This is a genomic window from Lentilactobacillus sp. TOM.63 (assembly GCF_030361045.1).
GTDB classification, from domain to species: Bacteria; Bacillota; Bacilli; order Lactobacillales; family Lactobacillaceae; genus Lentilactobacillus; species Lentilactobacillus dabitei.
The window spans coordinates 1-13,059 of sequence record NZ_JAUCAP010000072.1 but is presented as its reverse complement, the minus strand read 5'-3'; the positions used below and the strand labels follow the sequence as shown (position 1 = coordinate 13,059).

General features: G+C 41.7%; 13 protein-coding genes. 8 read left to right on the top strand and 5 right to left on the bottom strand.

The features are described 5' to 3' along the window. Positions 1-133: 133 nt before the first annotated feature. From QUF07_RS11460 to QUF07_RS11440, 5 genes are all read right to left on the bottom strand, one after another. Complete coding sequence (locus tag QUF07_RS11460) at positions 134-1,156, bottom strand: sugar kinase (RefSeq protein ID WP_217342314.1); 1,023 nt, start codon at positions 1,154-1,156, stop codon at positions 134-136. Positions 1,157-1,466: 310 nt separating this feature from the next. Next, positions 1,467-2,210 (bottom strand): DUF975 family protein, encoded by a 744-nt coding sequence (locus tag QUF07_RS11455; RefSeq protein WP_217342315.1) that lies wholly within the window; start codon positions 2,208-2,210, stop codon positions 1,467-1,469. A gap of 171 nt (positions 2,211-2,381) precedes the next feature. Continuing rightward, positions 2,382-2,762 (bottom strand): signal peptide protein, YSIRK family, encoded by a 381-nt coding sequence (locus QUF07_RS11450; RefSeq protein WP_217164431.1) that lies wholly within the window; start codon positions 2,760-2,762, stop codon positions 2,382-2,384. A gap of 134 nt (positions 2,763-2,896) precedes the next feature. Then, entirely contained in the window at positions 2,897-3,580 is a 684-nt protein-coding gene (locus QUF07_RS11445; RefSeq protein WP_217164428.1) for a type 1 glutamine amidotransferase, read from the bottom strand. 9 nt (positions 3,581-3,589) lie between these two features. Continuing rightward, positions 3,590-4,063 (bottom strand): DUF1836 domain-containing protein, encoded by a 474-nt coding sequence (locus QUF07_RS11440; protein WP_289427500.1) that lies wholly within the window; start codon positions 4,061-4,063, stop codon positions 3,590-3,592. An 871-nt stretch (positions 4,064-4,934) separates the two neighbouring features. On the opposite strand from QUF07_RS11440, the gene trhA reads away from it, so the two are divergent. From trhA to QUF07_RS11400, 8 genes are all read left to right on the top strand, one after another. Beyond that, positions 4,935-5,585 (top strand): PAQR family membrane homeostasis protein TrhA, encoded by a 651-nt coding sequence (trhA, locus tag QUF07_RS11435; protein WP_217164423.1) that lies wholly within the window; start codon positions 4,935-4,937, stop codon positions 5,583-5,585. A 354-nt stretch (positions 5,586-5,939) separates the two neighbouring features. After that, positions 5,940-6,374 (top strand): hypothetical protein, encoded by a 435-nt coding sequence (locus tag QUF07_RS11430; protein ID WP_217164421.1) that lies wholly within the window; start codon positions 5,940-5,942, stop codon positions 6,372-6,374. 397 nt (positions 6,375-6,771) lie between these two features. Beyond that, the gene (locus tag QUF07_RS11425) at positions 6,772-7,269 is read left to right on the top strand and encodes a hypothetical protein (protein ID WP_217164419.1); all 498 of its coding nucleotides are present in this window, start codon (positions 6,772-6,774) and stop codon (positions 7,267-7,269) included. Between the two features lie 219 nt (positions 7,270-7,488). Continuing rightward, positions 7,489-8,310: a hypothetical protein gene (locus QUF07_RS11420; protein ID WP_217164417.1), complete on the top strand. Its 822-nt coding sequence runs from the start codon at positions 7,489-7,491 to the stop codon at positions 8,308-8,310. Between the two features lie 169 nt (positions 8,311-8,479). After that, positions 8,480-9,667 (top strand): MFS transporter, encoded by a 1,188-nt coding sequence (locus tag QUF07_RS11415; RefSeq protein WP_289427497.1) that lies wholly within the window; start codon positions 8,480-8,482, stop codon positions 9,665-9,667. Between the two features lie 39 nt (positions 9,668-9,706). Further along, a complete protein-coding gene (locus tag QUF07_RS11410) occupies positions 9,707-10,447 on the top strand; it encodes a DUF975 family protein (protein ID WP_217164411.1) in 741 nt (246 codons plus the stop codon). Between the two features lie 446 nt (positions 10,448-10,893). Further along, entirely contained in the window at positions 10,894-12,072 is a 1,179-nt protein-coding gene (locus tag QUF07_RS11405) for an iron-containing alcohol dehydrogenase (RefSeq protein ID WP_217164409.1), read from the top strand. A gap of 334 nt (positions 12,073-12,406) precedes the next feature. Next, positions 12,407-12,919, top strand: a complete 513-nt coding sequence (locus QUF07_RS11400) for a hypothetical protein (protein ID WP_217164406.1) — start codon at positions 12,407-12,409, stop codon at positions 12,917-12,919. The last annotated feature ends 140 nt before the right edge of the window (positions 12,920-13,059 follow it).

The following is a 13,059-nucleotide window of genomic DNA, read 5'->3' as shown; positions in this document are numbered from 1 at the left end:
CAACGCTGATAACACCTTTTGGTGTTAGTTTGTGCATTCATCTACCTGGTTAAAATCAGGAGATTTCTGCGAATCCTGTCATTAAAAAATTCTTAAATGCCTAAACAATCAGTAATGGTAAGGCTTTCGAAAATTAGCGATTCATATTGTTCCCGTTGGCTGCCATGATGGCTCTAATTTCTTGATCAGTTGCCAAATTAAAATCGCCGGGGATTGTTAGTTTTAGAACCGCGGCTGCCATAGCGTAATTTAATTGATCCTGGGGCGTGAATTGATGCAAGAAGCCATGAATCATGCCAGCACCAAACGCATCGCCGCTGGCCACTTCGGCGTTAACGTTGATGTCATAAGCAGGACTTTCGTAAAACTGGCCATCCCGTAACATCAACGATGCCCATTTGCCATGTTGAACGGAGTAAATATTGCGCACAATACTACCAACCGTGTGAACACTTGGATACATATCGGTAATTAAGCTCATGCTGTCTTCAAATGACTTTTTTTGGTCGATGACGCTGCTGCGGTCGCCATTAAAGGCAGTCTCAATGCCAAATGCATCAAAAATATCTTCATCATGGACGAGACAAATATTAACGTAGGGCATGATTTGTTCGTTAAAGGCGATGGCATCCGCAGATGACCAGAGCTTGCCGCGGTAGTTAGCGTCGTAAACCACGGGGATTTGGTGTTGTTTACAAACCTTGATGGCGGCCAATAAAGTGGTTTGTAATTCTTCTGAGAGTGCCGGGGTGATGCCCGAAATATAAAAATAGCTGGTCTTTGCCAGTAGTGTGTTCCAATCGTAATCGCTGGCTTTGGATGCCGCAAAGGCGCTATCGGCGCGATCGTAAATGACTTCGCTGGGACGGATGCCGTTACCACGTTGGAGAAAGTAAATCCCCAAGCGACTGCCGCCACGAAGAATTTTGGTTATATCGACACCAAATTTGGCAACTGCTGCAGCCGCGCCGCTGCCTAAGTCGTTTTCTGGGAGCTTGGTCACATAGGCAACCTGATCGCCCAGCTGGGCCAATGAAACGGCAACGTTGGCTTCAGCGCCGCCGTAATTTGCATCGAAATGAGTTGACTGCATCAATTTATCATTACCAGGAGTTGTTAATCTGAGCATGATTTCCCCGAACGTTGTGACCTGCATGTGAATATCCCCAATCTGTTAGTCTGATGTGATGAAATCCTTATTGCCATTATCGTACCACAATCGTCTTTTGGGACCATGTTTTAGATAGGTGGTGGGAATATAAAAAGGGGTTGAGATATTAGTCGATAAGATATTTATAAATACAACTTGGCTTTCCCATCTTATATTGATAAAAGCTGCGCCAAACGGCTGATCCCTGCCATTTAACGGAAAGGACCAACTATTCCAAAATCAGGAATAATTGGTCCTTTCCGTTAAATTCTGGGATCAAAACGCCTACTCCCAGTCTTAAATAAAACAAATCAGATTACTGTTTAGAATCGTCAGAGGCATCATCGCTTGATGAACTGTCTGACGAGTCAATTGATTGTTGTGGCGCATCGATAACCGAAGTGGCTGGCTGAACAGTTTGCTGATCGGCCAGTTCGTTGTAGAAGTTCGCAAAACTCAACGTATAGTAAGGCTGAACCCAGATAGCTGCAATTCCAAATGTGATGAGAACCACCAAGCCCCAGCCAATGAAGCTCAGGATCATCACGAAGTATTCCCATTTATGACCGTCCATCAATTGGCGACTCCGGGTAATCGCGTCAAGATAGCCAATTTGCTCACCATGATCAATCGCGTCCCGGTAAATATAATAGGCTTGCGAATATGAGAAGGCCTTGATAATTCCTGGAATGACCAATAATAAGGTCCACAGAAATGTGAAAATGCTAATTAAAATATACAGTAAGATTGTGCCTAAGAAGTATTCTCCTCGAGAGAAGATGGTGAATGACTTTTGCAGCGGATTCTCATAGGTTAAGGTTTGTCGAATCGCGTCGATGCTGATGAAGAACACACCGATTGTCATGATTGAAGCAAGTAGGGTGAGGAAAAATCCAATATTGACGGTAATCGTAAACGGATCACTCCGTTCCATATCGGGGACATACATGATCCCCCCAACGGCTTCCAGAATAAAGATTGGTAACCACAGTAGAAAATAAAATGAAAAATGGCTATTTAAAATACTTTTGGCATCCTTTTTTAATGCAGGCCTGTCCATTTTGACCAACTCCTATCTATATAATATGTAAATGAAAAGGTGTGATGCCCGGAATGAACATCGCACCTTCATTGTAAATTGTGTTTTGATGAGGCGGATTAAGTCGCTTTAAGACGATTGCCATCATAAAATTAATAACGAATCGTTAACGACTTAATTTCGCCTAATAAATTAGTCCGCTCTTTCAAACGCGCCTTTAGTGATCAATGCACTCTTAACCCAGCCTTGACCCTTTACATAAGAGAATGAGCTGGTCTTCTTGGTTGCAAAGCTCTTAGCTTTTATTGTTTTGTCAACTTTGAAGGTCGTGCTTGGTTTGATCTTGCCTTTTACCGTAAAGATAACGTTTGGTGTGTCGGCGCCAATCGCACCCTTGTAGACAGTTACTGAATTGTCCTTAGTGTGATAGGTTGCGGCTTTTTTGAAGAATTTTGATGATGTAATGGCAAATTTATAACTCTTTGTTTTAGCCGCACTAGCAGTCATTGGCGCAACGCCAATAAAAGGTGCTGCCAAGATGGCACTTGCGACAACCGTTGCAAATTTACTCATAACTTTCTCCCCCTTTGTCTATCTATAGAACCAGTTTGAGTATACAATATTACAAATCAATGTCAAAGAATTAGCCTTTTGCAATCTTGATGTAATATATTCGCGATGATATTAATCAACTATGCATTGAATTACTAATTAACATGACAAAATGTTGATAGATTATTCAAAATTTGAAACAGTAAGGTTCGGCACGTGGGATCAAATTGCGTATTTAAAATTTGATTGGGGGTTTCGTGAAATCTTGATCCCGAAATAAAGTCCTGATCCGCCGCAACCAATTCGCTCAGGGTCGCTGGGGTTGATTCAAGATGAAATTGCAACCCAATTCCAGATCCAAGCTGAAATCCTTGATTTGCCCAGTCCTGACTAGAGAAGAGGCCGCTGGCATTGGCGGGAACTTCAAAGCCTTCACCATGCCAGTGAAGAACTTGATAGGCATGATTTGCAGCAAATAAACGTTGGGCAAGTTGGCTGGTTGAAACTGGGCCGAAGCCAACTTCTTTAGGGGTGGGAATCACCTTACTGCCGAATGCTTTAGCCAATTGTTGGCCGCCTAAGCAAACGCCTAACATTGGTTTGCCTGCCGTCACCACTTCCTTAATGAGCTGGCGTTCTGCTTGAATCCACGGTAAATGATCATTGGCGCTCATCGGGCCACCCAGCACAACGAGAAAACTGATTGTATCTGCGGTTGGTAACTGATAGCCATTCTCAAATAGTGGGACCAGTTCGCGCTCATGCTGGTTCTCGGTAATCCATTGATCAATTAAGCCGGGAACTTCAAATGGGACATGTTGAATGATGGTTATTTTCATTTGGTTACCTCATTTCTCGACACTATGACGGATTAAATCTTCGACGATTAGTTTATATAGAAGAGATTGAATGGCAATTGATTGATATTGTTTGGCAGAAGCGTGGTCGTGGTCCAGGTTCTTAAGCTCATCGTTGAAAACTTTGATGAACTGATCATAGGCTTGCGGGATTGGGTTTAGCGTCAACGCAATTTTGATTGCATCGGCAACCGTTTTCAATGATAGGATTTGCTTGAGAATGCTGACCACTAGAATTGTTGCAATATGATCACGTGAATATCGTTTTTTTATCGGGCGGTCAACCAACCCTTTCTTGACATAACTATTGATCATTGATTTGGTGATGGTCGTGTTTGTGAGTGGGGTCAGATACTGATTTATCTGGTCGATTACCTGATCCATGTAGAGGTCAATTGACGGCAGTTCAGCGTATAATGGCAATGAAATTTGTGATAACTTGTGGCCAATCGTTTGTTTGAGCATTTAAGCAGCTCCTTTGATTTGAATATTGCTATTATGACATATTGAGGCTTGAAAATAAAGAACGTAGATTTGATATCTACATTATCTTGACTAGACGACCATTATATCTTATGATGGTTTTAGGATAGCTGTGTAAAGCAGAAGTCTGCATGTAAGCACCTTTGAAAAAAATTTCCAAACCCGGAATTTCTCTCAAAGGAGACTTACACTCCGACTTCTTTGCTCCGCTCACTTATTTAGGACCGCTGCACAAAGCAAAAGTCTGCACATAAGCACCACCAACAAAAATCCCAAAAACGGGGATTTCTGTTGGTGGAGACTTATGCTCCGACTTTTAACCGCTTTGCTCCGCTCACTTATTTAGGACCGCTGCACAAAGCAAAAGTCTGCACATAAGCACCACCAACAAAAATCCCCAAAACCGGGATTCCTGTTGGCGGAGACTTATGCTTCGACTTTTAACCGCTTTGCTCCGCTCACTTATTTAGGACAGCTGCACAAAGCAAAAGTCTGCACATAAGCACCACCAACAAAAATCCCCAAAACCGGGATTCCTGTTGGCGGAGACTTATGCTCCGACTTTTAACCGCTTTGCTTCGCTCACTTATTTAGGACAGCTCCTCCAAGCAATAATCTGCATATAAGCACCTTCTGCAAAAATCCCCAAGACCAGGATTTCTGCAGAAGGAGACTTATATTCCGATTATTCCCGCTTGGATCCGCTCACTTATCTAGGACAGCTCCTCCAGGCAGAGATCTGCATGTAAGCACCTCGAACAAAAATTCCCAAAACCGGAATTTCCGTTCGAGGAGACTTACACTCCGATCTCTAACCGCCTGGATCCGCTCACTATTATCAGGAGGCGTCATCATGAAGAATGGAACCGTCAAAATAACCAAACAGCAAATTATATATGAGGTATTGAACGCCGTTACTCATGGCGTCTCCTTCGTGGTTGGGGTAGGGCTGTCAATCATGCTGCTGATCAGAGCATATCATGACAAGTTATCCACCCCGGCGATTACCAGCCTGATTATTTATAGTATTACTGTGCTTTCACTCTATTTAGCGTCAACGTTGCTCCATTGTTTTGTGTTTACGCGGGCAAAACGGATTTTCCAGATTTTAGACCACAGTAATATTTTCCTATTAATTGCTGGCACTTACACGCCGTATTGTATTATCTTTGTGAATAATATTTGGGGAAATATCTTGTTGGCAAGTATTTGGGTATTAGCGTTAGGTGGCATTATCAGCCACATTGTGTTTCATGGCAAATACCAGAAAACGGAGACCACCATTTATGTCCTGATGGGTTGGTTGTGCATGTTTTTGGGGAAAGAATTATACACCAATTTGAGTACGAGTGGCTTTTGGCTGTTGGTAGCCGGTGGCGTCATCTTCACCACCGGAGCAGTCATCTATAGTTTCCCAAGGATTCCCGGGCTGCACTTAATTTGGCATTTCTTCGTGATGGCTGGAACGTTGACAATGTTTTTATCTATCTATATGAATGTTTAATGGTGGGACTTCTGGAAATTCTTTTGGGAATAGTCGGTTAGATGTCTTTTCTTGGCCGGTCCGACGCCATTGAGACAGTTTCCTGATAGCCTTTTTTTAGGAGTCTCAACGTAAAATTATTTCATTTAGCAATTTTTGTAGTCATCCAGTAATATGTTTGCAAAATGAGCATTGTTATTTTCAGCCGCCAGTCAAATATCGGTCAATTTTTCTCATAAAATATTGCTAAAACATTGATAAAACGCCACTGGTGGAATCATCTGCCAGTGACGTTTTTTGTAAAATAATTGTAGTCAGATGTTTAAATTCAAATGATTCAATGCATGATATACTTTTATGCAAGGAGGTGCGATCATGAAAAAGTTACGTTTATTAGTCCTCGCTGTACTTATTGTCTTTGGTATTAGTCTGTCCATGAACCCGGTTGAAGCTCAAGCGAGTTCTTCTACGACAACTCCCAAGGCACTCCGAGGAACTTGGTATGAGTACAGAGGTGACAAGAAGTTCAATGTCATTAAAATCACTACCCATAGTTTTACGGCCAACGGCAAAACCTACACCCCTTCTAAATCGGGTTATCGAAAGTTACAAGTATCGAAATGGGGAAGTTGGTATTCATTTAATAAGACCAGCTCAGATTCTAAAGATTTGGGTCAATATAAGACTAAGAAGAAGCTTATTGGTGGGTCTTATAAAAACGTGCTCGTGAAGTATAAGGGTGTGGGCACTTACCATGTTTTCCCAACTAACAAGTATTATCGAAATTATTCATATAGTGTGTTGGATTAGCGTGAGTCATGGAATTGGTGAAGGCGTTATTGATTTTCACGATGTTTCACTTTTAGTTTAAAACTTAAAATCCTCAAAGGTGAATGGATTTCGTTCATCTTTGAGGATTTTTTGAGTTGTAAAATAGCCTTTGTAAACATAGTTGTAAAATGCCATGTCATTTTCAAAGTAATAATGTTCGCATTTTGATGGCTGGTCCGATATAATTAGTTCAGGAATATATTACAGAATGTTTATCTTAAGCCGATTAGTTGTGGGAAATGATTTTAAATCACGAGTTCAAAAATTTAAGCTTTTGCTTGTCACCTTAGTTTACGCCCTTTTCTAGGATCGTTTCGACACAACTGGTTCTAGCCTGGCTTGTTCATCTCTCACTTTTTAAGGAGGCCGTTTTATCATGAAAAAATCATTCGCTGCCGCTGTCATGACGTTGATTGTGCCCCTATTACTTGCTGGTTGTGCCCCTAAATCCAACGATCAAAGCCAATCAAAATCAAGTTCTTCCAGCAGCACTCAAACCACTGCCCAAAGTGATTCACAAAGTTCTTCGGCGACAACGGCCAATCAGACGACTGGACCGCGGGCCTTAAAGGTTCAATATCAAGCTGCTTCTTTTACAACCACTTTGGATCATGAATATTACGAGGAACATCTTTATAAGTATGTTCCCGGTTCAGTCGACCGCAACAAGACCTACACTTGGGATTCTAAGAATGTTTCAACCCAGACCAAAGTTCACGTTGATAAAAGGGCGGTTGCCACTTTCAAGGATGAGGATGACCACGAAAACGAACACGAAACATTCTATCGAATTAAATTAGGAAATGCTGCGCAGAAGTATTGGGTTAACGATGATGTTCTGCAAAACGACCATGAGAATGATTATGACGACTAATCCAAAAAGGTTGCAATTTTTTCCGGAAGGTTGTATATTATGGACAATCAAAAAAGGAGGTGATGCTTTTTGACAAGTGGAATATCTCATAAAGCATCAGCTGTGGAGAACGAATTAAAATAGTTGATGTTTAAGAGAAAGAGCCGGCGAAATACAAATCGCCGGTTTTTTTGTTATACCATTAACTATTTGAATAAGGTTGAGATTGGAGTGATTTGGATGACTGGCATATTGCAATGGGTGGCAACTTATGCGCTGAGTGCGCTATATTATTTTGTTTTCTGGGTGTTTAGTCGGGAAAATGCAATTAACGGCGGCAATGATCTTTCGTCCATTTTTGATTGGTTTAATATCATCAACGCTGTTGGATTATTTCCAATTTCTTCCATATGGTTCAGAAATATCTTACATAAAGTTGGTCATCAAACGCATGTTGGTGGGTTGCCAATGGATTGCGGGAACGGTCCGACATATTTTACCCCGCTGAAAAATGGCAACCAATCCCGATTTATTTTGGGTGGAATCAATACGGCGCTGTTTAAAAATGCCGAATTGCTCGTCATTTACCTGATTAATTATGTGGTGGCATTGCCACTGTTTATTCTCCTCAGCTTGTCGCAACTTTTTGGCTGGCGACTATTTGAACGCATGATCCTAGCCATTGAAAAATACCGGTATCAGGAAAAAATGAAGTTGACAAAATTTGTGAAACCGATCGACGTTGCTGAAATCACAAGGCTATTTAACGAGCATCAAGCTGGCATTGTATTTATCGGTTCTCCTGACGATGTGATGAGTCGCATGATTGCCAAACGGATTATCGGCGCGGCCAAATTGAATTCCGTGGTTATTCACTATTTTGACGTTGCTAAAGCAACTGATGAAGAGAATCAAACGGTTTTATCGAAGCTTCACTTATATAGTTCCCCCAAGCAACTGCCAGCACTTGTTCGGATTGGCAGTGATGGATCGGTATCACCAGTTGATTTTGATCGAATTGATGAAGTGATTCGGCTTTGGGCTGAGAATCCGGACAAGTAAATGACGTTGCGGATTGCCAATCACCGCGCGTTACACACTCAATATTACAGCCACATTAAATAATTAAACTGTTAGCGTTTTTACAAAACTTTAACCTAGCGACTTTCAGAAAAACACTGTAAGATATGAAAGGTTGAGTTTCAAAAAACGAATAAGGAGATGAAAATCGATGAGACAGTTTAAAGTTCAAAGCTTTGTGTTGGTTCTGATTGCATTTGTGTTGGGGTTCAGTGAATTCCTGATTGTGGGGATTTTGGATGATCTTGGTGCGCAATTCGACGTGCCGGTTGCAACCGTTGGCTACCTAGTCACTATTTTTGCAATTGTGTATGCCATTAGTACCCCATTTATTACGATTCTAATCAGTCGCTACAACTTGTTTGCTGGATTACTGGCCATGATGGGGATCTTTACCCTTGGCAACATCCTCAGCTTTTTCGCCACCAACTTTGTCTTTCTGGCAATTTCACGAATCGTGACCGCTTCGGTTGCAGGTGCTGCCATTTCGCTTGGATTAACCTTTGCGGGTTATATTGCGCCAATGCCAAAGCGTGGCTGGCTGTTATCATGGGCTTTCTCAGGATTCAGTATTGCATCGGTTGTCGGTGTGCCGCTGGGAACCTGGATCTCCACTAACTTTGGCTGGCGGATCTCGTTTTTAACCGTGATTGTGATTAGTCTGGTTACCGTTGGCCTGATTTGGTTGAGCTTGCCACGAAATTTGAAAGTTAAAGAAAGCAGTATTAATGGGCAAATTTCCCTGTTTAAGGACAAACGGATTCGAATCGGCATGCTGCTGCCGATGTTTAATTTGGCAGCAATCTATGTCTTTTACACATACCTGCGCCCAATCATTACGACGCAGTTGCAGTTCTCAATTGGGACGTTGACAATTTTATTATCTGTATTTGGAATCTCTAATATCATTGGTAACCTTGCGAGTGGCCGATTGAGTGAAGGGCCTGGCATGCGAGCCATCCCCAGCGTTTTCATTGCCCAGTTCATTTTGATGATGCTGATGCCAGTTGCTTTCAATTATAGCTGGGTCGGGGTGGTTGTTTTATTCCTGGTCATTTTCACGATGCCACTATTAAATTCCCCGATTCAACTATTCTTCTTGCAAGTAGCCGAAAAGGATTATCCTCAATCTATCGTTCTGGCATCGTCGCTCAACTCGATTTTTTCCAACTTTGGCATTGCCTTAGGTTCAGCAACCGGTGGGGTGATTGTGTCAAATTTCAGTTTGGATGGCGTTGGCCCCGGTGGTGCCGTTTATGCAGTTGTCGCGTTTGGATTAGTCGTAGCTTTAAATCGCATGACCCAAAAATTATTTCAATCTCACAGACCAAACGTGTAGAATGAGACTATCAATGACCATATACCAAAGGGAGGTTCTATGGACCGAATTAGCTTAAAACTTGAATCTAAACGACTATTATCAAGTCATTTTCCATTTTTTGTGATTTTATTTTTACCAGTGATTATTTTACAGTTCGGCAATTCCTTTGCCAGTTCAATGATTGATATTCAGTCAAAGGCGTTTCAGAATAGCTATGCCATGCTCCTTGAAGGGGACCTGAACGCTGGTACTGAAAACTTGCTGTTGATTTTTGCCATTATGGCTTTATTAGGAATCATTATTAGTTTGCTGTCTGCAGGGATGACCTTCGCCAGCATCGATTTGTTGCGAAATAAGGCTAAATTCGATCAGCCAGTGACCAAATCGTTTACGATCTTGAATAATGGCACTTATTTTATCAGTGCGATTATCATGGGAATTTTGACAACAATCATGATTTTTTTGTGGTCGCTTTTGTTGGTGATTCCTGGGATTATCAAGAGTTTCTCTTACGTTCAGGCATTAAATATCTATCGTGATGCATTAGACGCTGGCAAACCAATTGGGTATTTTGAGGCAATCACCAAAAGCCGGCAGATGATGGCCGGGCATAAGATGGAATATTTCATTTTGGCCTTAAGTTTTATAGGCTGGTATATTCTGGAAGGCTTGTCATTTGGTGTTTTGTCATTTTGGGTGTTGCCGTATACTCAATTGGCTTTCGCAAACTTTTACGTCAAGATCGCCGATGATTCCGAGTCAGAAGATTTAACCAGTATTTTTGATCATCAAGCGTGATCGAGATTGGGACCAAAAGATGACTTAGCTCTGAAGTTGAAACGAAGGCGGCCGTGCATTCTAGTTTTGGGATGCATGGCCGTTTTTGTATGAACGGTGGGGGTCGTGGTATGTTGCAATCCCTTATCTGGATCGCAAAAGCAAGTATTGTTAGCTTCGTAAGTTAGCTGAAGTGGCTCGGGCAGAAATTGTCCGGTCACTTTTTTTGTTCGATATAGAACGTTTTTTTCACAAGCACTGACTCACAAGCGCTTTCAATCGGCGTGATAATTTATTGCGTGAGTCTCAATTTGATCATTAAGTACTTACCGCATAAATGCTGATTGAACTTAAAAAATGATTTTGGAAGTCGACTAATATTTGTGAAATTATTTACAAAAACACGTGAGAATGCTACGATGTAACTGGCTTCAAATCTGAGTGAATCATATTGGAGGATCCTTATAATGAAAGAAAATTTTGATTTTTTAATGCCTAGTGTGAACTTTTTTGGTAAAGGCGTTATTGAAAAAATTGGTGATCGGGCTAAGATGCTGAACATGAAGAAGCCTTTGGTCGTGACTGACACCGTTTTGCGTTCAATGGAAAATGGCCCAGTTGCCCAGACCCTTGCTTCATTGGACAAAACCGGGGTTCCTTATGTCATTTATGATGGCGTCGAACCTAACCCGAAGATCCGTAACATTCAAGAGGGGAAGCAGGTTTATCTGGACAACGATTGTGACAGTATTATCACTGTCGGTGGGGGCTCCTCTCATGACTGTGGTAAAGGGATCGGCATTATTTTGACAAATGGGGATGACATTACCAAATTAGCTGGGATTGAAACTCTCAGCAATCCATTGCCACCATTGATGGCCGTTAACACGACTGCCGGTACTGCTTCAGAATTGACTCGCCACTGTGTCATTACAAATGAAAAGACGAAACTGAAGTTCGTTGTTGTCTCATGGCGAAATGTGCCATTGGTTTCATTTAACGACCCAATGCTGATGCTGGATGTTCCGGCAAATTTAACTGCGGCAACTGGAATGGATACATTTGTTCAGGCGATTGAACCATATGTTTCAACCAATCGAAATGAAATCACCGATGGCCAGTGTGTCGAAGCAATCAAATTAGTTGAAGAGAGTCTGCGAGAAGCATACGCCAACGGTCATAATGTCGAAGCGCGAACCAAGATGGTTGAAGCTGAAATGTTAGGCGGGATGGCCTTCAATAACGCTGATTTGGGATATGTTCACGCAATGGCGCATCAATTGGGCGGTCAGTATGACGCCCCACATGGTGTCTGCTGTGCAATGTTACTGCCAATTGTTGAAAAATATAACATCATTGCCTGCCCGGAGCGATTTGCACAATTAGCCGAGATTATGGGTGAGAATACAGAGGGCTTGTCAGTTCGTGAAGCAGCTGACCTGTCAATCAAGGCAATGCGCCAAATGTGTGATGACGTTAATATTCCACGGAGCATCAAGTCAATTGGGGCAAAACCAGAAGACTTTGAATTGATGGCTGAAAACGCCTTGAAGGATGGCAATGCCTTCTCGAATCCTCGCAAGGGAACCAAAGAAGATATCGTGAAGTTGTTCCAAGAAGCTTACGACATGCCAGAACGTGACTAGGATTTGGTGATTTTTGCTTATCACCCGAGACATTCTAAGATTGGGATAAAAGGCGATTTGATCCCAGAATTTAACGCAAAAGACCAATGATTCCTGTGATTTTGGAATAATTGGTCCTTTTTGTTAAACGGCCGGGATCAGCCGGTTGGTTCAATAGTTTCCGAAAGCCGGCGTAGTCTGATTCCTGATATTATGGTTGCCTAATGATGACGATAAAATTTCTTCAAAAATTCAAACATAATTCATGACATTTCACAAATATTCAGGTATCATTATGGTGTTGATAAGAATATGATTTAATAATGAGAATTTTTGATATTGGAAGGTGAGACACATGAGACGAGGACTTTTTGTAGATGCCAGTTTGCTTTTGTTGATTCCCATTAGCATCGTAGGCTTTTCAATGAGTATTGAAAGTGATCGAAGCACATACAGGACAACTCAAACGGCTAAAGTGAATGATATTGCCACAACTACTGACACAGAATATACCAATGACGATGCTAATGATAACCTTAAGGTCCAGCCGATGGACTTCAGTGTGTCCCGGGTTTATCGAGTGACATATAGTCACACCAAGTTTAGGACGACATTAGATGATGATTACCGTGAAGAGCGACTTTACCGCTATGTCCCAGGTTCTAAGAAGGCCAATCGAACTTATAGTTGGTCCAAGATTAAAGCTAAAGTTGGTAAACGGGTCTATGTCGATAAAAAAGCCAAGGTCTACTATCGTGAAGATGACGGTGAAAGGGATACCGAAGACTTTTATCGGATCCGAACTTCTAACAGTAACAAGGCTCAGAAATACTGGGTAAATGAAGATGTTGTTGAAATAGACGATTAATGTTCACTTGGTCATCAGTCACCTTGGAGCTAGAATTTAAGTGAAAAAAGTAATGCATTCGGGTTTGAAGTGAACCCCAATAGTTGGAGATAATATTTAATAATTTTTAGGCACATAACTGGTCGTTGTGAATCCGGTAT